This window comes from Streptomyces sp. NPDC057307, assembly GCF_042667665.1.
GTDB lineage: Bacteria > Actinomycetota > Actinomycetes > Streptomycetales > Streptomycetaceae > Streptomyces.
Window position 1 is genome coordinate 32649 of record NZ_JBHUZM010000030.1, and the last position, 26711, is coordinate 59359.

Annotated in this window: 27 protein-coding genes and 3 pseudogenes; 22 read left to right on the forward strand and 8 right to left on the reverse strand. The window is 70.0% G+C overall.

Going from position 1 to position 26711, the window contains the following annotated elements:
* Nucleotides 1-16: 16 nt before the first annotated feature.
* A complete protein-coding gene (locus tag ACFUN8_RS14280; protein ID WP_383635927.1) occupies nucleotides 17-190 on the reverse strand; it encodes a hypothetical protein in 174 nt (57 codons plus the stop codon).
* A 405-nt stretch (nucleotides 191-595) separates the two neighbouring features.
* Here ACFUN8_RS14280 and ACFUN8_RS14285 point away from each other — a divergent pair, with 405 nt between their 5' ends.
* Nucleotides 596-1759 carry a glutathione-independent formaldehyde dehydrogenase gene (locus ACFUN8_RS14285; RefSeq protein WP_383635930.1) on the forward strand — a complete coding sequence of 388 codons (1164 nt, stop codon included), beginning with the start codon at nucleotides 596-598 and terminating at the stop codon, nucleotides 1757-1759.
* 103 nt (nucleotides 1760-1862) lie between these two features.
* Here the strand turns inward: ACFUN8_RS14285 and ACFUN8_RS14290 are convergent, their stop codons facing one another.
* On the reverse strand, nucleotides 1863-3578 hold the full coding sequence (locus ACFUN8_RS14290; RefSeq protein WP_383635933.1) for a PucR family transcriptional regulator: 1716 nt from the start codon (nucleotides 3576-3578) through the stop codon (nucleotides 1863-1865).
* Between the two features lie 264 nt (nucleotides 3579-3842).
* Here ACFUN8_RS14290 and dnaK point away from each other — a divergent pair, with 264 nt between their 5' ends.
* Genes dnaK through ACFUN8_RS14325 form a run of 7 tightly spaced genes read left to right on the forward strand, consistent with a single transcriptional unit; the run spans nucleotide 3843 to nucleotide 12574 of the window.
* Nucleotides 3843-5741, forward strand: a complete 1899-nt coding sequence (gene dnaK / locus ACFUN8_RS14295; RefSeq protein ID WP_383635936.1) for a molecular chaperone DnaK — start codon at nucleotides 3843-3845, stop codon at nucleotides 5739-5741.
* 9 nt (nucleotides 5742-5750) lie between these two features.
* Complete coding sequence (locus tag ACFUN8_RS14300; protein WP_383635939.1) at nucleotides 5751-6323, forward strand: nucleotide exchange factor GrpE; 573 nt, start codon at nucleotides 5751-5753, stop codon at nucleotides 6321-6323.
* Nucleotides 6324-6329: 6 nt separating this feature from the next.
* Nucleotides 6330-7304, forward strand: coding sequence for a DnaJ C-terminal domain-containing protein (locus tag ACFUN8_RS14305; protein WP_383635942.1), 975 nt, complete (start codon nucleotides 6330-6332; stop codon nucleotides 7302-7304).
* Nucleotides 7301-7711: a chaperone modulator CbpM gene (locus tag ACFUN8_RS14310; protein WP_383635945.1), complete on the forward strand. Its 411-nt coding sequence runs from the start codon at nucleotides 7301-7303 to the stop codon at nucleotides 7709-7711. Before ACFUN8_RS14305 ends, ACFUN8_RS14310 begins: the two co-directional genes overlap by 4 nt.
* The gene (gene clpB / locus ACFUN8_RS14315) at nucleotides 7702-10341 is read left to right on the forward strand and encodes an ATP-dependent chaperone ClpB (protein WP_383635948.1); all 2640 of its coding nucleotides are present in this window, start codon (nucleotides 7702-7704) and stop codon (nucleotides 10339-10341) included. Before ACFUN8_RS14310 ends, clpB begins: the two co-directional genes overlap by 10 nt.
* A 5-nt stretch (nucleotides 10342-10346) precedes the next feature.
* The gene (trxA, locus tag ACFUN8_RS14320; RefSeq protein WP_383636035.1) at nucleotides 10347-10808 is read left to right on the forward strand and encodes a thioredoxin; all 462 of its coding nucleotides are present in this window, start codon (nucleotides 10347-10349) and stop codon (nucleotides 10806-10808) included.
* Complete coding sequence (locus tag ACFUN8_RS14325; RefSeq protein ID WP_383635951.1) at nucleotides 10808-12574, forward strand: FAD-dependent oxidoreductase; 1767 nt, start codon at nucleotides 10808-10810, stop codon at nucleotides 12572-12574. Before trxA ends, ACFUN8_RS14325 begins: the two co-directional genes overlap by 1 nt.
* A gap of 177 nt (nucleotides 12575-12751) precedes the next feature.
* Here the strand turns inward: ACFUN8_RS14325 and ACFUN8_RS14330 are convergent, their stop codons facing one another.
* Entirely contained in the window at nucleotides 12752-13417 is a 666-nt protein-coding gene (locus tag ACFUN8_RS14330) for a type III effector protein (protein WP_383635954.1), read from the reverse strand.
* Nucleotides 13418-13545: 128 nt separating this feature from the next.
* On the opposite strand from ACFUN8_RS14330, the gene ACFUN8_RS14335 reads away from it, so the two are divergent.
* Nucleotides 13546-13980 carry an Hsp20/alpha crystallin family protein gene (locus ACFUN8_RS14335; protein ID WP_383635957.1) on the forward strand — a complete coding sequence of 145 codons (435 nt, stop codon included), beginning with the start codon at nucleotides 13546-13548 and terminating at the stop codon, nucleotides 13978-13980.
* A gap of 53 nt (nucleotides 13981-14033) precedes the next feature.
* Nucleotides 14034-14465 carry a DUF2267 domain-containing protein gene (locus ACFUN8_RS14340; protein WP_383635960.1) on the forward strand — a complete coding sequence of 144 codons (432 nt, stop codon included), beginning with the start codon at nucleotides 14034-14036 and terminating at the stop codon, nucleotides 14463-14465.
* Nucleotides 14466-14731: 266 nt separating this feature from the next.
* Here ACFUN8_RS14340 and ACFUN8_RS14345 read toward each other — a convergent pair whose 3' ends face one another.
* Entirely contained in the window at nucleotides 14732-15343 is a 612-nt protein-coding gene (locus tag ACFUN8_RS14345; RefSeq protein WP_383635963.1) for a TetR/AcrR family transcriptional regulator, read from the reverse strand.
* Nucleotides 15344-15486: 143 nt separating this feature from the next.
* Between ACFUN8_RS14345 and ACFUN8_RS14350 the strand changes: the two genes are divergently transcribed.
* The 6 genes and pseudogenes from ACFUN8_RS14350 to ACFUN8_RS14375 form a co-directional block, all read left to right on the forward strand.
* Complete coding sequence (locus ACFUN8_RS14350) at nucleotides 15487-16221, forward strand: SDR family NAD(P)-dependent oxidoreductase (RefSeq protein WP_383635966.1); 735 nt, start codon at nucleotides 15487-15489, stop codon at nucleotides 16219-16221.
* Between the two features lie 32 nt (nucleotides 16222-16253).
* A complete protein-coding gene (locus tag ACFUN8_RS14355; protein WP_383635969.1) occupies nucleotides 16254-16877 on the forward strand; it encodes an NADPH-dependent F420 reductase in 624 nt (207 codons plus the stop codon).
* Nucleotides 16878-16911: 34 nt separating this feature from the next.
* A complete protein-coding gene (locus tag ACFUN8_RS14360; protein WP_383635972.1) occupies nucleotides 16912-17217 on the forward strand; it encodes a hypothetical protein in 306 nt (101 codons plus the stop codon).
* Nucleotides 17218-17228: 11 nt separating this feature from the next.
* Nucleotides 17229-17894 carry an LLM class flavin-dependent oxidoreductase gene (locus ACFUN8_RS14365; RefSeq protein WP_383635975.1) on the forward strand — a complete coding sequence of 222 codons (666 nt, stop codon included), beginning with the start codon at nucleotides 17229-17231 and terminating at the stop codon, nucleotides 17892-17894.
* Nucleotides 17895-18080: 186 nt separating this feature from the next.
* Complete coding sequence (locus tag ACFUN8_RS14370; RefSeq protein WP_383636044.1) at nucleotides 18081-18458, forward strand: hypothetical protein; 378 nt, start codon at nucleotides 18081-18083, stop codon at nucleotides 18456-18458.
* A pseudogene (locus ACFUN8_RS14375) lies at nucleotides 18409-18744 on the forward strand (hypothetical protein); the annotation flags it as partial. The gene ACFUN8_RS14370 and the pseudogene ACFUN8_RS14375, both read left to right, overlap by 50 nt.
* A 217-nt stretch (nucleotides 18745-18961) precedes the next feature.
* Here the strand turns inward: ACFUN8_RS14375 and ACFUN8_RS14380 are convergent.
* The 3 genes from ACFUN8_RS14380 to ACFUN8_RS14390 are packed head-to-tail and all read right to left on the reverse strand — an operon-like array spanning nucleotide 18962 to nucleotide 20538.
* On the reverse strand, nucleotides 18962-19351 hold the full coding sequence (locus tag ACFUN8_RS14380; protein WP_383635977.1) for a hypothetical protein: 390 nt from the start codon (nucleotides 19349-19351) through the stop codon (nucleotides 18962-18964).
* A gap of 18 nt (nucleotides 19352-19369) precedes the next feature.
* Complete coding sequence (locus ACFUN8_RS14385; protein WP_383635981.1) at nucleotides 19370-19768, reverse strand: hypothetical protein; 399 nt, start codon at nucleotides 19766-19768, stop codon at nucleotides 19370-19372.
* A gap of 35 nt (nucleotides 19769-19803) precedes the next feature.
* Complete coding sequence (locus ACFUN8_RS14390) at nucleotides 19804-20538, reverse strand: hypothetical protein (protein ID WP_383635984.1); 735 nt, start codon at nucleotides 20536-20538, stop codon at nucleotides 19804-19806.
* Nucleotides 20539-20666: 128 nt separating this feature from the next.
* Between ACFUN8_RS14390 and ACFUN8_RS14395 the strand changes: the two are divergent.
* The 3 genes and pseudogenes from ACFUN8_RS14395 to ACFUN8_RS14405 form a co-directional block, all read left to right on the forward strand.
* Nucleotides 20667-20870 (forward strand): annotated as a pseudogene (locus ACFUN8_RS14395) (helix-turn-helix domain-containing protein); the annotation flags it as partial.
* Between the two features lie 228 nt (nucleotides 20871-21098).
* On the forward strand, nucleotides 21099-21758 hold the full coding sequence (locus tag ACFUN8_RS14400) for a hypothetical protein (RefSeq protein WP_383636038.1): 660 nt from the start codon (nucleotides 21099-21101) through the stop codon (nucleotides 21756-21758).
* Between the two features lie 151 nt (nucleotides 21759-21909).
* Nucleotides 21910-22209 (forward strand): annotated as a pseudogene (locus ACFUN8_RS14405) (hypothetical protein); the annotation flags it as partial.
* Here ACFUN8_RS14405 and ACFUN8_RS14410 read toward each other — a convergent pair.
* Nucleotides 22166-22957, reverse strand: coding sequence for an IS5 family transposase (locus ACFUN8_RS14410; RefSeq protein ID WP_383635987.1), 792 nt, complete (start codon nucleotides 22955-22957; stop codon nucleotides 22166-22168). The pseudogene ACFUN8_RS14405 and the gene ACFUN8_RS14410 overlap by 44 nt on opposite strands.
* A 533-nt stretch (nucleotides 22958-23490) precedes the next feature.
* Between ACFUN8_RS14410 and ACFUN8_RS14415 the strand changes: the two genes are divergently transcribed.
* The 3 genes from ACFUN8_RS14415 (at nucleotide 23491) to ACFUN8_RS14425 (ending at nucleotide 26475) form a co-directional block, all read left to right on the forward strand.
* Complete coding sequence (locus tag ACFUN8_RS14415; protein WP_383635990.1) at nucleotides 23491-24255, forward strand: hypothetical protein; 765 nt, start codon at nucleotides 23491-23493, stop codon at nucleotides 24253-24255.
* Nucleotides 24256-24424: 169 nt separating this feature from the next.
* Nucleotides 24425-25081: a class I SAM-dependent methyltransferase gene (locus ACFUN8_RS14420; RefSeq protein WP_383635993.1), complete on the forward strand. Its 657-nt coding sequence runs from the start codon at nucleotides 24425-24427 to the stop codon at nucleotides 25079-25081.
* Between the two features lie 317 nt (nucleotides 25082-25398).
* A complete protein-coding gene (locus ACFUN8_RS14425) occupies nucleotides 25399-26475 on the forward strand; it encodes a PhlD (protein WP_383635996.1) in 1077 nt (358 codons plus the stop codon).
* Nucleotides 26476-26711 lie beyond the last annotated feature (236 nt).

Here is a 26711-nt window from a genome sequence, read left to right on the forward strand (position 1 = left end):
TCGCCGGGTACTGCGACTACCCGCCCTTCACCCTCACCGACAACGGCGATTGATCGGCGACGACCCCCGCCCGTTCGGCGTTGCCGCTCTCCACGCCCCGGACCAGGGCTGGGGCGAGGCCGATCTCACGGCGGAACATGGTGTGCGCCATGTACATATCGCGCACATCGGCGTGACGTTCGTCTTTCATGTTCAATTCCCTAAGAATGCCCGCAGGTTTCCAGGATTCGACATTAACAGGCGCACTCCTTTCGCCCTCCGAATTGGCTGGCAAGAGATATCGGCTATCCGCGAATTCCTTTCGTGGCAACTTCCGGGGCGTGTCTTTACTTTGAGCCTTGAGCCTTTCCGATCTCCGGCAGAGCGCGCCGGGTTGGCCGCGACCGCCCCGCTCGACTGTTTCGCGCCTGCCGTGTCCCGTCCCTTTGGGGGGCGAGTTCCCGTCAGAACTTCAACGGTGCGGTGCGCGTGGGCGCCCATTTGACAGAGCCGCCCGCGGTGGGAGGGTTGAAAGAGGCGCGCGGCACACCACGGATTCTGCAGATCGTGTCTTCCGCGTCGGTACACGAGCAGAAGAAAGGGCGGCGATCTCGCCATGCGAGCAGCAGTGTACGAAGGACCGCGGACGGTCACGGTGAAGGACGTGCCGGACGCGAAGATCGAGCATCCCTGCGACATCATCGTGAAGATCACCAGCACCAACATCTGCGGTTCCGACCTCCACATGTATGAAGGACGGACCTCGTTCGAGACCGGCCGCACGCTCGGGCACGAGAACCTGGGCCAGGTCGTCGAGGTGGGGCCGGGCATCAGCAAGGTCAAGGTCGGCGAGTACGTCGTCCTCCCGTTCAACATCGCCTGCGGTTTCTGCAAACAGTGCGAGAAGGGGCTGACGAACTACTGCCTGACCATGCAGCCGGAGCCCGCCCTGGCGGGAGCCGCGTACGGGTTCGCGGAGATGGGTCCGTACCAGGGCGGCCAGGCCGAGCTGCTGCGCGTCCCGTACGGCGACTTCAACGCCCTGCGCCTGGGCGAGGACGCGGCCGAGCGGCAGGTGGACTACGTGATGCTCGCCGACATCTTCCCCACCGGCTATCACGCCACCGAGATGGCGGACGTGAAACCCGGGGACCAGACCATCGTCTACGGCGCCGGCCCGGTCGGCCTGATGGCCGCCTACTCGGCGCTCCTCAAGGGCGCGGGACGAGTGTGGGTCGCCGACCAGCAGCCGGACCGGCTGCGCGTCGCCGAGGAGATCGGGGCGATCCCGATCGACACACGCCGGGAGAACCCCGCCGAAGTGGTCAAGGAGGCGACTCTCGGACTGGGCGCGGACAACGGCTGCGAGTGCGTCGGCTACCAGGCACACGACCCCGAGGGCAAGGAGGACGCTGCTCTCACACTCAACGGCCTCATCGACGCCGTGCGGTTCACCGGATCGCTGGGGGTGGTGGGGGTGTTCCTGCCGGAGGATCCGGGCGGCGCCAAGGCCCAGGACGAACTCGAAGGGCAGGGCAAGGTCCCCTTCGACTACGGCCTGATGTGGTTCAAGGGCCAGCGGATGGGCACGGGACAGGCACCGGTCAAGCGCTACAACCGCGCCCTGCGCGACCTCGTCGCCGGAGGCAAGGCGGAGCCGAGCTTCCTCGTCTCCCACGAGCTCGACCTCGACGAGGCGCCCACCGCGTACGAGAAGTTCGACGCGCGTGAGAACGGATGGACCAAGGTCGTGCTCCACCCGAACGGTCACTCCGCCTGACCGCGACCGCGCCGGGTCGCACGTAACCCAGGCCCCGGCAGGGCCGGCGCCACGGACCGTGGCGCCGGTCCGATCCACGTGGGAGGGCCCCGCGTGGCAGAGGTCAGGGCGGGCCGCCCAGTACGTTCCATACGCGCGTGGCGATGTGCAGGTTCAGGCGGGTGTCGACGTTCGTCAGGTCTTGGCCGCCCACTTCGCGGATGCGTTGGAGGCGGTAGCGCAGCGTGCTGCGGTGAATGGTCAGGGCGGCGGCCGTGCGGTCGTAGTTGCCGCCGTACTCGAAGTACTGGGACAGCGTCCCGACCAGGTCGGTGCGGTGCGCGGCGTCGTAGTCCAGCAGCGGGCCGAGCCATTCGCGGACGAAGTGCTCGACCTCCTGGTGGTCACCGATGTGGCCGAGGATGCGAAAGAGGCCGAGCTCGTCGAAGGCCGTCGTGCCGTTGGGCGCCCCGGAGACCCGGCGGACCTCCAGCGCCCGCAGTGCCTCCTGGAACGAGCGGGGGATCTCGTCCGGGGTGTCGCACCGGCCGCCCACACCGATCGAACCGGTGGAGGAACCCAGTTCGCGGACCATGGCCCGGTGGAGGGTATCCGGCTGCGGACGTCCCTTGAGGACCAGAACGGCCAGTTCCGGGCGCCTCGTCTGCAGGGACCGTATCCCCAGACCGGTGGCCGCCCGGTCCGCGGCCCGGACGAACGCGTCGTCGACCGGTGTGCCCTCCCAGCGCAGCACGGCCAGGTAAAGAGGGCCGTGCAGGTCGTGGCCGACGGCCGCGGCCCGGGCGTAGGCACTCTCGTTGTCCGTACCGGCGAGCAGATCGTCCACCAGTCCCCGGCGCAGCCTCAGCTCGACCTCGGCGAGGTTCCGCAGGTGGGCCAGCGCCAGGGTCAGTGCGGCGCACCCGTGTTCGAGGGCGAACTCTTCCCGTTCGCCCGCCGTACCCCGGGGGTCGATCAGGGTCAGCGACCCGAGAAGCTCGCCCCGGTGTCTCGCCGGCGCGACAAGCCGTTCGCCGAGCCGTGCGGGCTGTGGCCGCTGGGCTGTCTCGCGCAGGAGTGACTCGTGCCGTGCCTCGTCGGGCTTCGTGTGGGAGTCGGCATGGCCGGGGCCCGCGCACGCCCGCCGATTGCCGAAGCGGTCGTCGATGACCACGGGGTGGCCGGTGAGCCGGTGGACGGCGTCCGCGATGGCCGCGACCGCGTCGGCGTGCGTGGCCGCCTCACTGAGCGCTTCGTGGACGGAGAGCCGGTACTCAAGGTCGGCCACGGAGGCGGTCAGCCGGGCGTTGGCCGCCGCACGGTCCTCGTCGACCCTCCGCAGCTCCCGGGCGTGGTCGCGTTCCCCGCGCCGGGCCACGGCGTTCGCCAGGGCCGCCGCGGTCTGCTGGGCCAGGACATGCGTCAGGAAGCGCTCCGGGTCGGTGGGGCGGGCGGGGGCGCTGACCACCAGATGGCCGAGGGCGCCCGGCCCGCCGGGGAGGACGTACGCCCAGGCCCAGCCGCGGCCCGGCACGGTGACCGGCCCCCCATGGCTGTTCAGGTCCCTGACCTGCGCGTCGAGGTGCGGCGCGTGGCCCGGCCAGTCCGTCGGTGTGCGGGTCGTCCGGGCCCCGTCGTACGAGAGGTAGCCCGCCTCGGCCCGGCAGGGGCCCAGGGTGCCGACGGCGCTCAGTGCCAGCCTCAGGACGCCGCTCTCGTCCTGTCCGTCATTCATGATCATCGCGAGTACCGAAAGGCTGTAGAGGTGGGCCAGGCGCTCGCGGTCGTGGTTCTTGCGCGAGGGACGGGTGACCGCGTCCGAGGGCCGGGTCATGGTCATCGTGGACTCCCGGGGCCTTTCGCCGACAACAGCCCCATATCAAGAGTCACGCACATGCGCGGACGTCGCCTTTCGCGGCAGTGCGCCGCGGTACGGGGCCGGGGCCGCCGGTCTCGTACCGACAGGTCGACAGCGCGCCCCGGTTTGGCCCTCGCGGGCGCAGGATGCGGGCGCGCCCAGCGGCGACACTGAAATGGCGATCTCGACGTCTCACGCGCGCGGACACGTCCGTACACCTCCGCCGCCTTCGACGAAGGAGCAGCCATGGCTAAGGCAGTCGGCATCGACCTCGGGACCACCAACTCGGTGATCGCCGCCTGGGAGGGTGGTGAGGCGACCGTCCTTCCGAATTCGGAGGGCAGTCGCACCACCCCATCGGTGGTCGGGTTCACCGATTCCGGTGAACGGCTCGTCGGCCAGCTCGCCCGGCGCCAGGCGATCCTCAACCCCAAGGGGACCATCTACTCGGCCAAGCGATTCATCGGCCGCCGTAACGACGAGATATCCGACGAGGCCAAGGCCGTCGGCTTCGACGTGGTCGCCGACGACCAGGGGAACGCGCGCTTCTCGGTGCGCGACAAGCAGTACGCGCCGGAGGAGATCAGCGCGCTGGTGCTGCGCAAGCTCGTGGACGACGCCGGCAAGCAGCTGGGTGAGCGGGTGACGGAGGCGGTCATCACCGTGCCCGCGTACTTCAACGACGCCCAGCGCACCGCGACCAAGGACGCGGGGCGTATCGCGGGCCTGGAGGTGCTGCGCATCATCAACGAGCCGACGGCGGCGGCGCTCGCCTACGGGCTCGACAAGAAGGAGCACGAGACAGTGCTGGTGTTCGACCTCGGTGGCGGCACCTTCGACGTGAGTCTCCTCGACGTGGGTGACGGGGTGGTGGAGGTCCGGTCGACCGCCGGTGACAGCCACCTGGGCGGCGACGACTTCGACCGGCGCCTGGTCGACCGGCTCGCGGACACGTTCCAGAAGGAGAACGGCATCGACCTGCGCAAGGATCCGCAGGCGCTGCAACGGCTGTTCGAGGCTGCGGAGAAGGCGAAGACCGAGCTGAGTTCGGTCAGCCAGACGCAGGTCAGCCTGCCGTTCATCACGGCGGACGCCTCCGGTCCGAAGCACCTGACCGAGACCGTCATGCGGTCCACGTTCGAGCAGATCACCGCCGACCTGGTGGAGCGGACGATGGAACCCGTCCAGCAGGCGATGACCGACGCCAAGATCAGCGCGAACGACATCGACGAGGTCATTCTCGTGGGCGGTTCCACCCGTATCCCCGCCGTGCAGAACCTGGTCCGGCGGCTGACGGACGGCAAGGAACCGAACATGAGCGTGAACCCCGACGAGGTCGTGGCCCTGGGCGCCGCGATCCAGGCCGGTGTGCTCAAGGGAGACGTCAAGGACGTCCTGCTGCTCGACGTGATCCCGCTGTCGCTCGGTGTGGAGACCCGCGGCGGGGTCATGACCAAGATCATCGAGCGGAACACCACGATCCCCGTGCGCCGTACGGAGACCTTCTCCACCGCCGAGGACGACCAGCCGGCCGTGGACGTCGTCGTCCTGCAGGGAGAGCGTGAGCTCGCCGCGGACAACCGCGTCCTCGGCCGGTTCCAGCTCACGGACATCCGGCCGGCGCCCCGGGGCGAGCCGCAGGTCGAGGTCACCTTCGACGTCGACGCGAACGGCATCCTGAACGTCACCGCGCGCGACAAGGACACCGGCCGTGAACAGGGGATCACCATCAGCGAGGGGTCCAACCTCGACCAGGGCGAGGTCGAGCGGATGATCCAGGAGGCTGAGAGCCACCGCGGTGAGGACCAGGCACTGCGGGAGGCCGTCGACGCCCGCAACGAGCTGGACGCGGCGGCCTACCAGGTCGAACGCCGGCTGACGGAGCTGGGCGACAGCGTGCCGACGCACGAGAAGGCACGCGCGGACATGCTGACGCACGACGCCAGGGAAGCCGTGAAGGGTGAGGCGCCGCTCGACCGGGTCAGGCCGCTGATCTCCGAACTCCAGCAGGTGTACGCCTCACTGGCCACGCATCAGGCGGGCGCGGGACCGGGGCCGGAGGGCCAGGCGGGTCCCGAAGGCGGGGTGAGCGGGCAGGGAGGCTCGGACGACGACGTGATCGACGCGGAATTCGACAAGAGCTGAGGTGTCGTGATGTCCACCGAGCACCGGTCGGCGACGGACCAGGATGAATCTCAGGAAGAACAGGCCGGTACCCCGTCCCGGGGAGAGGCCGAAGGCGGCGGACGCTCCGTGCCTGACCGTACCGCCGAAGGCGGGGCGGCCGACGAGCGTGCCGCCGAAACCGAGGAGCTTCGGGACCGCTGGCACCGCGCTCTCGCGGATCTCGACAACCAGCGCAAGCGCCACGCGAGGGACCTGGCCCGCGAACGGGGCGTCGAGCGCGCCCGTACCGCCGCCGCCTGGCTCCCGGTCGTCGACAACCTGGAGCTGGCCCTCGGGCACGCGGGGCCCGACCCGTCCCCCGTGGTGAAGGGCGTGGAGGCCGTACGCGACCAGGCGGTCGAGGTGCTCCGGCAGCTCGGTTATCCCCGGGACGACGAGACCAAGGTGCCCTTCGACCCCGCCAGGCACGAGGTCCTCGGTGTGGTCGACGACCCGGACGCCGAGCCGAACACCGTGGTCCAGGTGGTGCGTCCCGGCTACGGCGAGCCGGGCAATCAGTTGCGCCCCGCATCCGTCATGGTCAACAAACCGCAGGAGTGACGCCCCATGGCACGGGACTACTACGACGTGCTCGGGGTCAAGCGCGACGCGGGCCCCGAGGAGATCCAGCAGGCTTTCCGGAATCTGGCACGCAAGTTCCACCCCGACACCAACAAGGACCCGGAGGCGGAAGAGCGCTTCAAGGAGATCAACGAGGCGTACGGGACGCTGTCCGATCCCGACACGCGACGGCGCTACGACCGGTTCGGTGAGGACTTCCGCCGCGTCCCCGAGGACTACGACGAACGGGTGGCCGCCGGGGCGGGCACCCGGCGCGGCGGTTCGTCCGGATGGAGTACGGGCGACGGCGGCGGCCGGGTCCGGTTCAGGAGGGGCGACGGCGAGGGCTTCGGGGACGCCGGTGTCGACTTCGAGGACCTGTTCGGCGGGATGTTCGGGCGCGGTGGCCGTGGTGGGGGCGCCGGCGCGGACTGGGGGCGGATACCCGGCGCCGACCAGGAGGCCGAGGTCGAGCTGACCGTGGAGGAGGCGTATCACGGCGCCCGTCGCTCCCTCACCCTCGCCGGGCCCACCGGGCAGCGGACCTATGACGTCAACGTGCCCCGGGGGGTCACCGACGGGCAGCGCGTGCGGCTGGCCGGGGAGGGCGCGCGGGGCAGCGGCGGCGCCCCGCCGGGCGACCTCTACCTGCGCGTACGGATCAAGCCCGACGCGCGCTTCCGGCTGGAGGGCCGGGACATCCACGTATCGCTGCCCGTCACGCCCTGGGAGGCGGCGCTCGGCGCGAGCGTACTGGTCCCCACGCCCGGTGGCGGTGCCAAGGTCACGGTCCCGGGCGGCTCGTCCAGCGGCCGGCGGCTGCGGCTGAGGGGCGAGGGCATGCCCAACCCGCGGGGGGCCGACGGAGACCTCTACGCCGAGATCCGCGTCATGGTGCCGCCGGATCCGGGCGACCGGGAGCGCGAGCTCTTCGAGGAGCTGGCCGCCGTCTCCACCTTCGACCCGAGGAGGCCACGATGACCGAGGACCCGCGGCCCGCCGCGGCCGGCCCGGACCACGGCGACCACCGTGCCGTATCGCCGGCGCCCCACCGCGGCCTCACGGCCACCGTCCGCCAGCACGCCCTTGTTCCCGTGCGCCGGCTCAGCGTCGAGGGTGTCGCGCGCCGCTCGGGGCTCCATCCGGATCTCGTCACGCGGTTCGCCGCACTCGGCCTCGTCCAGGCCCGGCGCGACACGAGGGGCCGGCTGTGGTTCGAACCGACCGCCCCAGCGACCCTCGCCCGCGCCCAGCGGCTACGGGCCGGACTCTCCCTCAACTACGCGTCGCTCGGCCTGGTACTCGATCTGCTCGACCGGATCAGCGAGCTGGAGTCCGAGCTGAGGCACGGAAACGCCGGATCGAGGAGTGACGAATCGTGGATATGAACCGGCTCACCCAGAAGTCTCAGGAAGCCCTCGGGGAAGCACAGACGATCGCGGGCAGGCTGGGCCAGACCGAGGTCGACGGCGAACACCTGCTGCTCGCCCTCCTCGACCAGCCGGACGGGCTGATCCCGCGCCTGTTCGACCAGGCGGGCACCGACACCCGGGCGTTGCACACCGCACTGACCCAGGAACTGGCGCGCAGGCCGAAGGTGACCGGCCACGGAGCCGCACCGGGCCAGGTGTACGTCACCCAGCGGCTGGGCCGGCTGCTGGACGCGGCCGAGCAGGAGGCGAAACGGCTCAAGGACGAGTACGTGTCCGTCGAGCACCTGGTTCTCGCCCTGGCGGACGAGGGGTCCATGAGCGCGGCGGGGCGTCTGCTCGGGGAGAGCGGGTTCACCAAGGACGCGTTCCTGTCCGCGCTGACCGACGTCCGCGGGAACCAGCGGGTGACCTCGGCGACACCCGAGTCCTCGTACGAGGCGTTGGAGAAGTACGGCCGGGACCTGGTGGCCGAGGCGAGCGAGGGCACGACGGACCCGGTGATCGGCAGGGACGCCGAGATCCGGCGCGTCATCCAGATACTCAGCCGTAAGACCAAGAACAACCCGGTGCTGATCGGTGATCCCGGTGTCGGCAAGACAGCCATCGTGGAAGGCCTCGCGCAACGGATCGTCCGCGGTGACGTGCCCGACGGGCTGCGTGACCGGACGATCTTCTCCCTCGACATGAGTTCGCTGGTGGCGGGAGCCAAGTACCGGGGCGAGTTCGAGGAACGGCTGCAAGCGGTACTGAGCGAGGTCAAGGCCGCCGGCGGACGCATCCTCCTGTTCATCGACGAACTGCACACCGTCGTCGGAGCGGGCGGCGGCCCCGAGGGAGCGATGGACGCCGGGAACATGCTCAAGCCCATGCTCGCCCGTGGTGAGCTGCACATGATCGGCGCCACCACCCTGGACGAGTACCGCAAGCACGTCGAGTCCGACGCCGCCCTCGAACGCCGCTTCCAACAGGTCCTGGTGGACGAACCGAGCGTGGAGGACACCGTGTCCATCCTGCGCGGTCTGCGCGAACGCCTGGAGATCTTCCACGGCGTGAAGATCCAGGACACCGCGCTGGTGGCCGCCGCGACCCTCAGCCACCGTTACATCTCCGACCGCTTCCTGCCGGACAAGGCCATCGACCTGGTCGACGAGGCATGCGCGCGGCTGCGTACGGAGATCGACTCCATGCCGGCCGAACTGGACGAGATCACCCGGCGGGTGACCCGTCTGGAGATCGAGGAGGCCGCCCTCGCCAAGGAGGACGCGCCGGCCAGCATCGAGCGCCTGGAGGAACTGCGCCGCGAACTGGCCGACCTGCGCGCCGAGTCCGATTCCATGCACGCCCAGTGGGAGGCGGAGCGCCAGGCCATCCGGCGCGTACAGGAACTGCGTCAGGAGCAGGAACGCGTCCGGCAGGAGGCCGAGGAGGCGGAGCGTTCGTACGACCTCAACCGGGCCGCCGAGCTGCGGTACGGCACCCTGACCGAGCTGGAACGGCGCCTCACGGCGGAGGAGGACGCGCTCGCCGCCAAGCAGGGCGAGAACCGGCTGCTGCACGAGGTCGTCACGGAGGACGAGATCTCCGAGATCGTCGCGGCCTGGACCGGCATTCCCGTCACGCGCCTCCAGGAGGGCGAGCGCGAGAAGCTGCTGCGCCTGGACGAGATCCTCACCGAGCGGGTGATCGGCCAGGACGAGGCGGTCGCCCTGGTCACCGACGCCATCATCCGGGCCCGCTCGGGCATCCGCGACCCACGGCGCCCCATCGGCTCTTTCATCTTCCTCGGGCCTACCGGCGTCGGGAAGACCGAACTGGCGAAAACACTCGCCGCGGCGCTGTTCGACAGCGAGGAGAGCATGATCCGCCTCGATATGAGCGAGTACCAGGAGCGGCACACAGTCAGCAGACTGGTCGGAGCGCCGCCCGGCTACGTGGGGTACGAGGAGGGGGGCCAGCTCACCGAGTCGGTACGGCGCAAGCCGTACTCCGTCGTCCTCTTCGACGAGGTCGAGAAAGCGCACTCCGACGTCTTCAACACGCTGCTGCAGGTACTCGACGACGGCCGCATCACCGACGCCCAGGGCCGCACGGTCGACTTCCGCAACACCGTCGTCATCATGACCTCCAACATCGGCTCCGCGCATCTGCTGGACGCGGTGACCGGCGCGGGCGAGATCAAGCCCGACGCGCGTGCGCTGGTGATGGGTGAGCTGCAGAGCCATTTCCGACCCGAGTTCCTCAACCGCGTCGACGACATCGTGCTCTTCAAGCCCCTGGGCACGGCCCAGATCGAGCGCATCGTGGACCTCCAGTTCAACGATCTGCGCCGGCGCCTGGCGGAACGCCGTAACACCGTCGAACTCACCGACGCGGGCCGCGAACTCATCGCCCGGCAGGGCTTCGACCCGGTCTACGGCGCACGCCCGCTGCGCCGTTACATCTCCCACGAGGTCGAGACGCTCGTCGGACGGGCCCTGATACGCGGCGACGTGGACGAAGGCGCCACGATCCGGATCGACGCGCGCAACGGCGAACTGGTGGTGACCTTCGGGTCGGAGCCGACCGGACACCGAAAGGCCGCGTGAGCCAGATGACCACCGACCGGAATGAGACCAGAGGGATCACCGTCTGCGACACCTGCCACCACAGGAACCGCGTGCCGCCGGCGGCCGATGGGCGCCCGCGCTGTGGCAACTGCGGGGCCTCGCTGCCCTGGATCGTCGACGCCGGGGACGCCGACTTCGGGGAGATCGCGGAGAACGCCACCCCGTTCGTCCTCGTCGATCTGTGGGCCACCTGGTGCGGGCCCTGCCGCCTGGTCAGCCCCGCACTGGAACAGGTCGCCCACGAACTGGCCGGACGGGTCAAGCTCGTGAAGGTCGACGTCGACCAGGCACCGCGCACCGCGCAGCGATTCCAGGTACAAGCCGTACCCACCTTGCTCCTTCTCGACCACGGGGAGGAACTGGCCCGCCAGGCGGGCGCCGCGCCCGCGCCCGTACTGCGCGAGTGGGTGGAGAAGACCCTGGCGCGTCGCGGGGCTCCGGCCTGATGAACACCGAGACCGCACACCCGCACCCGCCGGCCGGCGAGACCCCCGACCCGCACGGTGCCAACCCCCGGCTGACGGCACTGCAGATCGCCGCCCTCGCGCGGGAAGGCGAGCAGCGCGGGACCCGGAGAGGTGACGTCCTGTTCCGGGAGGCGGAACCCTGCGAGGAGTTCATCGCCGTCCTCAGCGGGACCGTCGAGATCATTCATGACTACGGCGGCCCCGAGGAACGCGTCATGTCCAGGCACGGACCCGGCCGGTTCCTCGGCGAACTGGGCCTGCTCGAAGGGCAGGTGGCCTTCGACACCGCGGTCGTGCGCGAGCCGGGCGCGGTCCTCGCCGTGCCCCTGGACCGCCAACGCGACCTGGTCGCACGCGATCCGGTCCTCGGAGACCTGGTGCTGCGCGCCTACCTCGGCCGCCGTTCCCTGCACATCGGACTCGGCGCGGGCTTCCGGATCCTGGGCTCGGCCTACTCCCCCGACACCCTGCGGCTGCGCGAGTTCGCCGCACGGAACCGGCTGCCCCACCGATGGACCGACCTGGAGAAGGACCAGGAGGCGGAGGAGGTGCTGCACCGGTTCGGTATCCGCCCCGACGAGACCCCCGTCGTCATCTGGAACGGCCGAAAGGTACTGCGACACCCCAGCCCGGCCGACCTCGCCCGCCTCATCGGACTCCCGCACTCCCGGCTGACCGACGTGACATGTGACCTGCTGGTGATCGGCACCGGACCGGCCGGACTCGCCAGCGCCGTGTACGGCGCGTCCGACGGCCTGCTCACCGTCGCTGTCGACGCGACGGCCACCGGTGGCCAGGCCGGCACGTCCTCTCGGATCGAGAACTATCTGGGCTTCCCCTCCGGGATATCCGGCGGCGAACTGATCGAACGGTCCGTGCTCCAGGCCCGTAAATTCGGCGCACGGATCACCGTTCCCGCCGAGGCCACCGGTCTCGAACAGCGCGACGGACACTACGCCGTCACTTTCGCGGACGGCTCCGAGACCGTGACGGACACGGTGGTGGTGGCCGCGGGAGTGCGCTACCGCAAGCTCGAAGCCGACGGCATCGGGCGGCTGGAGGGGACCGGCGTCCACTACGCCGCCACACTCCACGAGGCCAACCTGTGCCGTGACGACCCCGTGGCCGTGGTCGGCGGCGGCAACTCCGCCGGGCAGGCGGCGCTCTTCCTCGCCGGCCACACGCCCCAGGTGTACCTGCTGGTCCGGAGCGGCGACCTCGGCAAGGACATGTCCCGCTATCTGGTGGCCCAGTTGGAGCGGCACCCGAAGGTCGAGATCCTGACGCACACCGAAGTACGGCAGGTCCACGGGGTCGACGCCCCGCGGTCGCTGACCGTCGAGGACAACAGGACGGGTCTGCGACGGGAGTTGACGGCCCGCGCCCTCTTCGTCTTCATCGGGACCCGGCCGTACACCGAGTGGCTGCAGGACACGATCGCCCTGGACCCGCAAGGGTTCGTCCTCACCGGCACCGACGCCGAATCCGCGACCGACGAGAAAAACTGGCTGCCACTCGGCCGCGGACCGCAACTGCTCGAAACCACGCTGCCAGGTGTCTTCGCGGCCGGCGACGTCAGGAGCGGGTCCGTCAAACGGGTGGCGTCCGCCGCGGGAGAGGGCGCGACAGCGGTCCGACTCGTCCATGAGCACCGCGCGCGGGGCGACACACCGGAAGACCCGCCCGGGACGAAAGGTCGATCGAACGTCGGCGCTCGCATACGGCGTGCACGTCATAGCGCGTGAAGTCACCGGCGACACCGATCACCGATCAGGCGCGGCCCACTCCACAGCGCCGACGGGCTCGGGGATCCGAGCGCGAGCGTGGGTAGTACTCCCGCGGTGGTGGATGCCGGGCGCGGCGAAGATGGCCGTGGTGACGACTGATGGTGGCGACGGCGTCTCCGCTGAAGCCCGCACGGCTTACCGGGCGTTGTCGTGGCGGAGGTGGTCGGTGTGGCGGGTGATGGTGTCGACGCGGTCTGCGAGGTCGGGGCGGGTTGTCCGGAGGTGAGGGCGGGCGGCGGTGAGCGGCTCCAGGAGCGCGGTGGGGTCGTCGTCGGCGAGGGCGGTGGCGAGAAGGGCGAGGCGTGCTCTGGCCTCCGGGGGAAGTCCGGTGAGAGCGGTGATCTGGCCGGCGAGTTGCCGGAGGTCGGAGGAGTTGTCGCGGGCCCAGTGGCTGACGTTGCGGTCTCCGGCGCGGCGGTCGCGGGTGGCCTGGACGCGTTGTTCGCCGGTGGCACCGGGGGTGCCCGGGCGTACGCGGAGGTAGCGGCGTTCAGCCGCTTGCCGGCTGGCGACGCCCATGGGGCCAGCGAGGTCGGCCCAGCTCGCCCCGCCCTGCCGCGCGGCCTCGATCAGGCCCGGTTCCCACGCGGCGAGCCGCTCGCGCACCTGGCGGAGCAGGAGCAGGGCGGCCAGGGCCTGTTCGCTGCCGGTGAGTCCTTCACCGGACTCATCCTCAGTGCTGGGTGTCTGTGCCGTCCGCACCGCTCGATCGATCGCGTCCAGAGCCGCCGAAGCGGCGAGGAAGGTAGCGGGGGCCGGGACGGTTTCGGGGGGCGGTGAGGGCTGGTCCGCTGCGGTCATGGTCACTCCCTGGAGGCACGTCACCCTTCCGGTGACATCCTGGTTGTCATCACTTCGATGACATGTTACAACGGTGTCAGCCGCAGCGCATTGGCAGTTTCTGCCCGACCCAACTGGAGGTGTTTCACGTGTTGATGCGCACTGAATCGTTCCGAGAGCTGGACCGTCTCTCCCAGCAGCTCCTGGGCGCGACCGGCACCTGGTCCAGGCCGTCCACCATGCCGATGGACGCCTACCGGGACGGCGACGTCTATGTGATCGCGCTGGACCTGCCCGGTGTCCCGCCCGAGGCGATCGACATCGGCATCGAGCGGAACATGCTGACCGTCAAGGCCGAGCGGCGCCCCGTCACCGGCTCCGACGACGCGCGCATGGACCTCTCCGAGCGGCCCCTGGGAGCCTTCTGCCGCAAGGTCGTGCTGGCCGACACCCTGGACACGGCACGCATCGAGGCGGACTACGACGCAGGTGTCCTGACCCTGCGCATCCCGGTCACCGAACGTGCCAAGCCCCGCAAGATCGCCGTCGGTACGGGAGCACGGCACCAGGAACTCCCCTCCTGAAGCCCCGTACCACCGTCAGCCCCGGCTCACCGATAAAGAGAGGCATCCGCACCATGTCCGCGCAGGCACACACGCCCCCGGCAACCGTCATGACGTACGACCAGCTGCTGGAACGGGTGCGCTACGACGGCGCGTACCCCACCAGGGAACGTGCCGAGCGGACGGTGCGGACCGTCCTGACGGCACTCGGCAGGCAGTTGACGAGCGACAAGCGCACCGAACTCGCCGCACAGCTGCCCGTCGAGGCCGCCCGGATCATGACGGCCGAGACCCCCGGCGCCGAGCGTCTCACCGGCTGGGGCTTCGTCAAGGACCTGGCCACCCGTACCGGAGGCACAGCCGCCACCACACGCTGGGACGTCGGCACCGTCCTGGCCCTGGTCGCCGACCTTGCCGGTGACGACCTTCTCGACCGCGTCCTGGCCCAACTCCCGCCCGGCTACGCCCTCCTGTTCGGCCGCGCCGAACTCCTCCAGGCCGCCTGACCTCTGGGCGGAGGCGGCAGCCTCAGGGCCGCGCTCTCCGCCACCTCCAACCGGTCCAAGGGTGATCAGACGCCGGATCTGGGGAAGCCCCCTGAAGTCCTACTGGTTCACGTACGCACGAGCCTGAGTGGACGTGAAGCACATCTACGAAAAAGGCGGCACGTCCGGGCCAGGTGCCGGGCGGCTGGTGTCGCGTATCAGCGGGTGCAGCCGCGCGACCGGCAGCGCGACCGGAAGCGTGCCCGGCCCGGCCGCGCAGTGCCGAGTCAACTCGACACTTGCTCGCATCGCCGGTCGTCGCTCCCTGCGGTGGGGAGGGCGTTGTCGATGAGGACGGCGGCGATGGCGGCGGCGGTGGGGAAGGCGTCGGCGTCGAGGACCCGGGTGCGGGCCGCGGCGCCGTCGATGAGCAGCGCGAGCTGCTCCCCGAGCTGTTCGGGGTCGGCGGCGCCCGCCTCGCGGGCGGTGTCGGCGAGCCGCGCGGCGACCGCCTTCTTGTAGTCGCGTGCGTACTGGGACGCGGGGTGCTGCGGGTCGTGGAGTTCGACGGCGGCGGCGATGTAGGGGCACAGCGGTGTGGTGGGCGGGATGTCGAAGGCGGCCAGGAGCCGTTCGCGGGGCGTGAGGTCGGTGCGGTCGAACACGCCGGACAGAACGGAGGGGTCGAACCGGCGCAGGTACTCGGCGACGAGTTCGTCCTTGCCGGTGAAGTGCTGGTAGGCCGTGCGCTTTGACACCCCGGCCGCCGCACAGAGCTCGTTCATACCGGTGCGGTTGATGCCCTGCTCGCGGAACAGCCGCTGGGACGCGCTGATGATGCGCTCGCGGGCGCCCCGACCGCGGCGGCTGCCCGTGGGGCCCTTCTCCAACTCCGTCATGGGTCCACTATATCTCAGCGGGTAACGACTGGTGTACATAGCTTGCGCCCCGGCCCCCTGCCCCGTACCGTATGGAAACAGAGCGGTGTACATAACGCCGTCGGCCCAGGTACACACGGCATCACCGACCCGAGGGAGCAATCATGGGAAAGCTTGACGGCAAGGTCGCGGTCATCACCGGCGGCACCACCGGCATGGCGCTGGCCGGCGCGAAGCTGTTCGTCGACGAGGGAGCGCACGTCTTCATCACCGGCCGCCGCCAGGACGCCCTGGACGAGGCCGTGCGGCAGATCGGCCGCAACGTCACCGGCGTCCGGGGCGACGCCGCCGACCTGGACGACCTGGACCGCCTGTACGACACCGTCAAGCGGGAGAAGGGAAGCCTCGACGTGCTGTGGGCCAGCGCAGGCGGGGGCGAGCCCGCCCCGCTCGGCGAGATCACCGAGGCCCAGTTCGACACCTGGTTCGGGCTCAACGCCCGCGGCACCCTGTTCACCGTCCAGAAGGCCCTCCCGCTCTTCAACGACGGCGGCTCCATCCTCATGACCGGCTCCAACGCCTCCCTCGGCGCCTTCCCCGGCTGGAGCGTCTACGCCGGCAGCAAGGCCGTCCAGCAGGCATGGGCTCGGATCTGGCTCAACGAGCTCAAGGACCGCCGCATCCGCGTCAACGTCCTGACCCCCGGCCAGGTCGCCACCGCCAAGCAGGAAGAACTCTTCGACGAGGCCACCAAGCGCCAGTTCGAATCCCTCATCCCCCGCGGCCAGATGGGCCGCCCCGACGAAATCGCCACCGCCGCCCTCTTCCTCGCCTCCGACGACTCCAGCTACGTCAACGGCATGGAACTCGTCGCCGACGGCGGCACCACCGCCCTCTGAACCCGACAACACTCACCAGGACGGGACACCTCATGAGCAGCATCAGCATCATCGGCACCGGGAACATGGCCCGAACCATCGGCGCTCGGGCGGTAGCGGGCGGCAACACCGTCGAGATCATGGGCCGCGATCAGGCCAAGGCCGCCGACCTGGCCAAGACTCTCGGCGGCGGCGTCACGACGGGAGAGTGGGGCACCGCCCCGGCCGGGGACATCGTCATCGTGGCCCTGCTGTACGACGGCGTCGTCCCGGCCGTCGCCCACTACGGAGACACCCTCGCGGGCAAGGTCATCGTCGACATCAGCAACCCCTTCAACTCCACATTCGACGGGCTGGCCCACCGCGAGCAGACCTCGATCGCGCAGGAAGTCGCCAAGACGGCCCCCGCGAGCGCCGGCGTGGTGAAGGCGTTCAACACCGTCTTCCGCCACGTCCTGGAGAAGGGCCGGCCCGACGTCTTCCTCGCCGGCGACAACGCGCGGGCCAAGGCACGTGTGGAGACGTTCATCAAGAGCCTCGGGATGCGCCCGCTGGACGTCGGCGGCCTGACGATGGCGCACTGGCTGGAAGGAGCAGGCGTGGTCACGGTGGGCCTGGCCAACCACGGGGTGGGGAACCTGGACTTCGCCCTCAGCCTCACCGAACTCCCCGTCTGAGCGGACGGTTGACGGACCGCCGAAAAGGCCCGCCATGCAGCTTGGCTCCACGCTCCCCATAATCGGGCCCGCTATCAGCGGCGCAGCCGGCCTGAGCGCGTTCTGCCGCGGAATCGAGGACCTTGGCTACGACACGCTGTGGATCGGCGATCGCCTCGTCCAGCCGGTCGAGACGCACAGCACCTACCCGGGCAAAGAGCAGCCGTACCCGCCGCAGATGAAGCGTTACCTCGACCCGGTGCTGCTGTGGACCGCCGCCGCGACGGCGACCAGCCGGGCGCGGCTGAACGCCAGCACGCTCAGCACCACTGGGAGCCACCGCATCTGGCCCGGGCGCTGACCACACTCGACGTGCTCAGCGAAGGCCGTCTCGAAGTCGGCGTCGGCCTTGGGCGGATGAAGGACGAGCACGACATCTCCCGCAGCGCGGACTGGCACCGGCGCGGGCGAATGCTCGATGACCTCCTGGCGTTCCTGCACGAGTGGTGGACGGCCAACCCGGTTTCCTGGAACAGCGAGTTCTTCTCGCTGCCGCCGGTCCACGCCGGCCTGCGCCCGCTGCAAGCAGGCGGTCCGCCCATCTGGATCGGCGGCGCCAGCGAGGCCGCGATGCGCCGGGTCGGCCGCAGCGCCACCGGCTGGCTCGGGGTCGATTTTCTGCCGGACGAGGTCGCCGACCAGTTGTGGTCGCTCGCGCGCCAGGCGGCGCAGGAGGCCGGCCGCGATCCCGACGCGCTGAAGAAAGCCATCCGTATCAACCTCGAACCGGGCACGTCCGTTGTTTTCGCTGGCCGACAAGCTCAAGCGCTTGGCCGAGTCCGGTGCGAACGTCCCCGCCCACTGGGCCAGGAGCGCGGCGCCCCGCGGCCCTGGCCCAGTGGGCCTCAGGCATTCAATCTTCCTCGTCATCGCGACCGTTCAACGGGGGTGATCATTTGTACCCCTGCCGTGCTACGTCTGCCGCGTAGCCCAGCCTCGTGTTGCCGGCGTCGTGGGACCAGGCCACCGCGCAGGTGATTGAGAGGCCCAGAACCTCGCTCAACACCGACGCCGGGATCTGAGCTGCAAGGTCCAGCAGGGCTGTGTTGCGGCTGGCGCGAGCACGGATGCCGAGCCTGTTGGGCCGTACGGTCAGGTGGCTTCCGGTCATGGCCGGCGCGGCCCGGCCTCGACCCGTCGGTGTGCGGCATCTACGCCCAGCCCGTGCGTATGGTGGCGCGGATCGGCGAGAGGGTACGCAGCCACGTTCCGGACTTCCTCCTGGTGATGCGCTCGGGGACGGTCCGGGTCGTCAACGTCAAACCGGCTTCGCGTCTGAAGGACCCGAAGGTCACGCAGGCTCTGGCCTGGCCAAGCCGGTTAGAAGCTGTTGTCTTTCCGGACTTGAGGACTGCGTTTTCGCTGGTCGGGCATGGGGCGGCGATCCTGTGGGAGTGGTGGGCTGTTGTGTTGTCGCTCCTGTGGAGGTCGTGGATGCCGTCGGTCGTGGGGCTGCTGGAACAGCGCGAGCTCGCCACTCGCCGTCGGGTCGTCAGCGCCGGGGGCGGCGAAGCCGAAGTCGCCGGTGCCGGTGTGGCGTGAGGGGCTGGCCTGGACGGTGCTGTCAGTGGACTACCAGCGCATCGTGCGGGCGCTCGCCGATCGGGTCCGGCTCGGGCAGGGCTCGGCGACCTGTCAGGAGATGGCCGTCTTGTTCGGCATGGACGTGGTGCCGGCGCGGGTGGAGACGCTGCGTTCGAAGGCGAAACGGCTGGTGGCCCGCGGCTGGCCGGCCGAGCAGCAGCCGGGCCGGTTCACGCTCGCTTTGGGCGTGGCCGGGCCAGGCCGCTCCGCCACGACCGGCGCATGGGATTCTTCAATGATCTGATACTCCTGGTTCGACCAGCACCGGGAGGGCCGTGCGCAGTTCCTCCCGCGAGCACGCCGCGTACCCCAGCGCGATGCCGAACCACCGTGCCCACCCGACGTGGTGGCGGGCCGGGCAGTCGAGCAGCAGCCCCCGCGTCACCGCCCGGCCGACCAGCTCACGCTCCGTCTCCGCCGAGGCGACCGGGACTCTCTCCGGCCGGAGGTACTGGCGGGTGTCAGCCGGGCGTGATGCCGTAGTGCTCGCGCACCTCGCCGACATTTGGCGCGCCGTTGAACCCCACGTCGTTCGCCCCGACGATGATCGACCCGTCTTCGGTCACGTACTTCTGCGGGGTCGCCCAACGGTCCTCGAGGTCGGGCGATGCAGCGAAGGCCCGCAGGGCCGCGTCCATCACCGCGATGGCCTCGTCCTCGGTGGTCGCCTCGATCACCACGTCACCGCGCTGCCAGCCGCCGCCGAACTGTTCGCTGCAGTCCCATTCTGCGGAGACCACACCGGGGACCGACATCGCCGCCGCGGGGAACGCCTTCTCACACTTGGCTGCACCGCATGCCGAGACGGACAGCATCAGCGCCGCCGCCACGACAGGCGGCAACAACCGCATTCGCTCACGTCGTATCACTCAGTCAGTCGTTCCGTAGTGTCCGCGCACCTCACGGATCGTCGGAACCGCCGAGAATCCGACGGCCCCCGCGCCGACAACGATCGACCCGTCCTCGTTGCGGTACTCCTGCGGCGTCGCCCACCGGGGTTCGAGGCGCGGCTCGGCGGCGAACGCCCGCAACAGCGCGTCCATGATCCGAATCGCCTCGTCGCATGACGAGGCCCGCAGGACCACCTTGCCCCGCTGCCAGCCGCCGCCGAACATGTCGCTGCAGTCGAACTCGGCCGACACCACGCCGTCGACGGCGAGCGCCGTCTCCGCGAACACGTCCTCGCAGTCGGAGTTCCTCGCCCGCCCCAGGCTGAGCAGAACGGCGAGCACGCCGCCGACCGGCCCCGCCTGAGACATCCGGTTCACAAGCCGACGCCTGCGGCGTTCCCAGCCCTTGCCCATCAGGGCTTCCGGCCGCCGTGGACCTCCACGGCGGTTACGTCGCTACCCGACGAGTCGGGATCCGTCAGGAACCCGCTGTCGCGGAGCGGCTGCTCGTAGGCGAGGTATCCGGGATCCGTGCTGTGCGCCTGGTAGTACGCCGTGTCGCCCTCCCGCACCATCGTTTCCGGGGTCACGCACCAGAGCGGGACGAACGGCACCTGGCCCAGCGTGGCGTTCAGCACCCGCATCGCGCCGTTCTCGGCACGCGGCACCATGTAGACGATCAGCTCGGCCACCGGCGCTACGCAGTAGAGGCAGACCGCGAGGAAGACCCACACCACCCACCACAGCGGCAGGAACACCAGGGTCGGGGGGAGAAGCAGCAGCCAGCGCAGTGCGGCCGGGCGGACGGGAAGCGGCCTCCCCCAGGCCGGGTCGTCGTAGTCATGCACGGACGGTGTCTCCCCCCCGGGTTCGCCGTCGCTCGACGGTGCGCCCGCGAGTGTACGCCGGGGGCCGACCCGCACGGAGCGGCGGGCCGTGCCGACCCCCGGCATCAGCGTGGGTCCGGCCGGTGTCTCACTTCTTCCGTAGGCCGTGCCGTAGATGTCGTACGGCACGGTGCAAGGGACGTCGTCGGCCTGCGCGCAGGACAGGGATCGGGTTGCGTTGGTGGCAGGCTTCGAAGCGGCGCCCGGCGGCTCCAGCGGGACATCGCACCAGATCAACGGGTCCAGAATGGACGACTTCACGGGGCGTGAGGCCGATCCCGCCAGCTCGGAGACCGGTCTTGAACCCGCCCGCAGCGGATTACCCTTCCAACGCATATTGATCCGAAACGCTTTGTGTTCGCGCTCGTTGGCGGTGTGTGAGTGATCTGGTGGGGGATGCGCGGGCCTGGTCGCCGGACGCACAGGAGGCTGTACGTCTGCTGGCGGTGTCCGCGCCGGTGGACGGCCGGGACCGGTCGGAGGTTGCGGCCCTGTTCAGAGTGTCGGTCAGGGCCGTGGACAACTGGTGGGCGAGGTGGCAGGCGGGTGGCCGAGACGCGCTGATGTCCCGCCCGCGGGGCCGGCGCGCGGGTGCGAGGCCGCGGCGGCGCACATCGACAGCCAGGCCGGTCACGCGCGCGGGCGCCGGGTCATCGTCGTCTGAGCCGTCTCCCGCGCGTCGGCACGGCGTCGCCGGGCGAAGGCCCTTACTCGGAACGCGAGTTGCCCGGCCCCAGCGGCACAAGCACCCTCACGGCCGTAGGATCCGTACGCTCCTCGCACCGGCGAGGACCGTACGAGGGGGAAGCCGGATGGTCGGCATGCTGACGATGACTCACCCGAGGGGACAGGAGGGGGTCACTCCCGAGCCGGTCGCCCGCAAGATCAACCTCTTTGTCAAGCCGGGACCGTCCTGGACGGTCGGCCACGTGGAACGGGAGCTGCCGCCGGGGGGCGTGCCCGCCTATCTCGCGGCCCGGGGCAGCGGCGCACGCTCCTTCGTCCTGTGGGCGGACGAGTACCGCGGGGCGCGGGTCGCCACCGTGGTGACCGCCTCCTGCGCGAAGGGCGTCTCGGTCTATCAAGTACTCGGCGCGCAGGGTGAGCTCCTCTGCACCGTCGTACGCGAGAAGGCGTTCAGGAGGGGGCTGCGTACCCGGTGGACGGTGAGCCGGCCCGGCGCACCCGACGCGGTGGGATACAAGGGCCGGATCGTCTGGTGGTGCGTGTGGTGGCTGTTCTCGCCCCTGCTGCCGTTCCTCTTCGTGGCGGCCGTGCTGGGCGGGGGCGGCGACCTTCCTCGTGGACCGGGCCGCATCATCTGGCGCGAGGGCGGCCGGGTGCCACTGGAGTTCAAGGCGCACGGAAACCAGGTGCATCTTGAAGAAGCGTTCCTGGACCCGCGGTCAGGGGCCGCCGTACTGGCCCTGGTCCGTTCCTTTGACGGCATGCTGAACGCGTGGGACCGGGGGAAGATCTGACGGCCGCCCGCAGGAGGCACGGTCTCGGTCGTCGGCCAGCACCACGCACGACTCCGGACGAGTGGGCACGGTCCTGGATCCGGACGGCGGCAGCGTCGCTGATGAGGAGGCCGCCTCCGGCCCACGGGACGCGGACGCGCGCTCGGTGCCCGGCCAGGCGGCGAAGGCGAAGTCGCAGGTGCCGGTGTGGCGTGAGGGGCTGGCCCGGTCGGTGCTGTCGGTGGACTATCAGCGCATCCTTCAGGCCCTCGCGGACCGGCATCGGCTCCATCAAGGGCCGCTGACCTGCCAGGAGATGGCCGTGGCGTTCGGCCTGGACGCAGTGCCGGCGAAGGTGGAGGCGCTGCGGTCGAAGGCGAAACGCCTGGTCGCGCGGGGCTGGCTGGCCGAGCGGCAGCCGGGCCGGTTCACCCTGGCTCAGGGACCGGCCGGGCAAGGCGGCGGGTCATGAGCAGGGTCATCGACCAGTAGATCATCGCTTCGGCGCTGGTGGTGCGGCGTTCGTAGTCGCGGGCCAGGCGGCGGGTGCGCATCAGGTGGGCGAAGAGGCGCTCGACGATCCACCGCTTGGGCAGGACCACGAAGCCGCGCATGTCGTCGCTGCGCTTGACGATCGCGAGGACCAGCGCGAACGTAACCGGGCAGTACTCGGCGAGGGGGCCGGTGTAGCCGCCATCAGCCCAGACCAGCTCCAACTGGTGGTGTGCGTCGGCGACTTGCCGCAGCAGGACCTGCGCGGCGGCGCGATCACCGGTGTCCGCGGCGGTGACCATCACACCCAGCAGCAGGCCGAGCGTGTCGACCACGACATGCCGCTTGCGCCCGTTGACCAGCTTCCCGCCGTCGAAGCCACGGCTGTCCGCACCGACGACGGCGCCCGCCTTGACCGACTGCGAGTCGATCACACCCGCACTCGGCTCCGCGTCGCGGCCCAGCTTCTCGCGGACCTTCGACCGGAGCCGGTCGTGGAACTCCCTGACCAGGGCGTGATCGCGCCGGCGGCGGAGAAACGCGTAGACCCGGTCCCACGGAGGGAAGTCCACCGGCATAGCCCGCCACTTGATGCCATTGTCGACGAGATAGCGGATCGCATCGAGTACCGCCCGGTGGCAGTACACCTCCGGCTGCCCTCCCCGGCCCCGCATCCAGCCCGGCACCGGCAGCAGCGGCCGGACCACGGCCCACTCCGCGTCCGTCATGTCCGAGGGATACCGCCGAACACGTTCCGGGTGATCGGCCGCGTTTCCGAACCGGTGAGCGGCACAATCACACGACGGTGCAGCCGAGTTGAACTCCACCGGCTCCAGCACGTACAACTGCGGCAACAGGGTCTCCTGGATCTCGGTTGGCTTCGCAACCCCGAGCTACCAAGAGGCCCTGCCTTCATGCCCGCAGCCGGCGGCAACCACCCGATCGAGACTCCCGTTCGACGAACACCCCTCAAGATCGGAACGACAACAGCCACTTAAAACCACGGACCTTGCGACTCGGCCGCTGTCGGGAGAATGCGTGCTGCCGAGGGAATTGGCGGTTACGGCGTTGCGGCGGCCAGTGCGGCGCGGATGGCGTCTGTACCGGCAGGCTCGCCCTTCCCCGGGGCGTTCCTCACCCTGATCGTCGGACGAACGGCTATCCCTCTAAGTCTGCTGAGACCGGACGCTGCGGATCTGTCTCGCTGTCAACTCGTCAGCGCACCGTTCACGTGCCACAAACGGCCGGTTATTCTTATCGTGTGCTGTCACTTGGCGAACTGGTGAGCGTTCATCCGGTCAACAATGCACGGCGCTGGGGTCTGGGGATCGGAGCATTGTTTGTCGCTGGCGTACCGGCGGGTCTCCTGGCCTTCGCGATTATCAATGCCTGGTTCGTCGACTTTGGTCCGCTACTGGGCTATGGATTCGTTATCACCGTGCCGGCGCTGGTGGTCGCCGTAACTCAACTGTCGAAGGCGATACGCGGTGGTTTCGGTGAGAGGTATCAGATCCACCAGCGCGGCCTCGTACATGTCAGGTGGGGCATCCGGCGCAGCTGGACTTGGGAGCAGGTCTACGGGGTTGTCACGACGGAAAGCGAGTGGGGTCACCGGTTCGGCCGGGACTTCGGCTGTGTGGTCAGCTCTCACGGTGGCGCCCGTGTGCGATTCAACGGCCTCACCCACAATGCCCGTGCGATCGCCGATAGGCTGAAGAAACACTGTCCGGAGGCGGTCGGCAGAGAGCACGGGTCCCGTGTCGGGGAAATCTTCGAGGACATCCTCCCCTGGCTGGCCGCCATCCTCGCAGTCGCCCTCGTCTCGGTGACATGGTGGGCCGTGGACTACATCCTCACCAACGAGGAGCAGACCAGCCAGTCGTCTCCCGACGACTGGGAGGCCGAGCCGCTAAGCGACTCCGCTCTGGGCGGTCTGACGGCGCTCATCTTCTTCTGCGGGATGGGCTCCTTGTTCTCCACCGTCACCGCCATAGTCCTGCTCAGATCCTGGTTCAGGGATCGTTAGCCCGTAGCAGGCCGGTGGTGCCGCGTCGGCTGTCCGCCGAAGGGGAATTGGGGAGTGCGTCGATCATGCGACGTTGACTCCGGGCCACACCTCACCTGGTGTCGTCGCTCCCCGACCGGGCGCCGAATGAGTCGGGGTGGGCGCTCGGCTCCTGGGCTAGCCTGCGGGCATGCGCACCGGACGGGAAGACCCAGAGGCCGAGAGGTGGTTGGCGGACACGCGGGCGTCCTACGACGCCGACGCCACCAGTTACGCGGACGAGACGCGTACCCTCCTGGCCGAACTGCCCGCCGAGCAGGACGTGATGGAGCTGTTCGCCGAGCGGGTGCTGGCGCACGGCGGCGGGCCCGTCGCGGACGTGGGGTGCGGGCCCGGGAGGATCACCGCGCATCTGAGACACCTCGGTGTGGACGCCTTCGGTATCGATCTGTCGCCCCGGATGGTCGAGGTGGCGCGGGGCGAGCATCCCGGTCTGCGCTTCGAGGTGGGGTCGATGACACGACTCGACCTCGCGGACGGCGAATTGGCGGCCCTGCTCGCCTGGTACTCGATCATTCATGTCCCCGACGACGCGATCGGCAGGGTCCTTGCCGTCTTCCACCGGGTGCTGCGGCCCGGCGGTCTGCTGCTGCTGGGTTTCCACGTCGGCGACGCCACACCGCCCAAGCCCCGGGAGAACGGCGAGAGCTGGCCGGAGAGCTACGTCCGTCGTCGCCGGCCGAGCCAAATGGCCGCCTGGCTGGACGAAGCCGGCTTCACCGTCGAGACCCACCCCACCCTCACCTCGGCCGCGCGCACGCTCGGCGTGCTGCTGGCGCGCCGCTGAGCCTCCAAAGTCGCGGAAGCGGTCCATTCGGCGGCAGTTCCCGACGGCTATATCGGCCGGCCGGGAGGGCGAGGACGCGGCGCGACTCACGGAGCGGCTCGCTTCCTGGGGAGCGGCGCAGGAAGCGAGCCGCTCCGCTCCGATGCGGAGGCGGTCACCTCCAACTGTCGTGACCACGGTGACCCATCGTCCGGCGCACGTCAGACTGAGGGCAGGGGGGCTGTGCCGACCGGGTACGTCCTCGCGGCGGACGACCGCCCGGCCTGACCAGCCGGGCGACCGCCACGCATCGATTCGACGGATCCCGGAGCTGCTCCATGCGCCATGCCTATGTCAGCTGTCCCACCATCGCCCTGCCACCGCACGAGATCACCACGGACGAGATCTGCGCGGACATCCAGCAGGCCAACCCCGGCCTGCCGAAGCTCAAGGTCGGGCTGCGATTCGCCCGCCGTACACAGGTCGAGACCCGCCGATTCACCCGGCCGCTCGGCCATCCCTCGATAGCCGGCGACGCGCCGATCGCCGAACGCAGCCGGATCTCCTTCGCCGACGCCGGCGACCTCGGTGTGCGGGCCGCGCGGCAGACGCTCGCCGAGACCGGCGTCGACGTCCGGGCTGTGGACTGCGTCGTCACCTCCCACACCACCTCATGGACCACGCCCGGCCTGGACGTTCATCTGGTCGAGGAACTGGGACTGCGGCCGGACGTGCGCCGTGTCCCCATGAGCACGCTCGGCTGCGTCGGCGGCGCGCAGGCGCTGGTGAAGGCTGCCGATTACATCGCCGCCCATCCCGACGCGACGGTGCTGGTGGTCGTGGCCGAGAAGCTCAGCTCCGTCTACAACCACAACGACACCGGCCACGAGGCGATGATCTACAAGACCTTGTTCGGCGACTCCGCCGGCGCATGTCTGGTGACGGGTGCCCCGCTGGGCCCCGGTCTGCGCTTCGACAGCACCTGGGAGTACGTCCTGCCGCGCACCCGCCACCGCTACTACGGCAGGCTGGACTCCGGCGGCATGCACTTCGGCTCGGACAAGTCCGCGACCGATTCCGTCAACGACACGATGCCCGCGCTGCGCGACCACCTCGGCCAACAGGGCCTGCGGGAAATCGAGTTCGCCGTCGTCCATCCCGGCGGCCCGCGCATCATCGAGGATGTCGCGCTCGGGCTGGGCATCGACCAGGCACCGGACATCGAGGACAAGGACCGGCTCACCCGCCACTCCTGGACCACGCTGCGCCAGGTGGGCAACCTGGGAGGCGTCAGCGTGCTGAACGTCCTGTCCCTCACCCACACCGCCCCGCCCGCGGACGGGGCGCGGGGCGTGCTGGTGGGCATCGGCCCCGGCGTCACGATCGCCGCCGGCGCCGCGACCTGGACGGCGTGACCGGGCCCGTCACACCGATCGCGTCTGAGCCCGTCGCCTCGGAGCCGGGAACTTCCCTGCTCCGAGGCGACACGAGCGGCCACAGGCCGTCGCCGTGCAGTCACTTCCACGTCCCCGTCCCCACCTGCCGCGCTAGGCGCCGACGCCCGCCGGGAGCTCCACGACTGTGAGAGGGAGTCGTGACCCTCTGCCGCGCCATCGTGTCGCCGATGTCAGCACACGTGGACAGCTCGGCA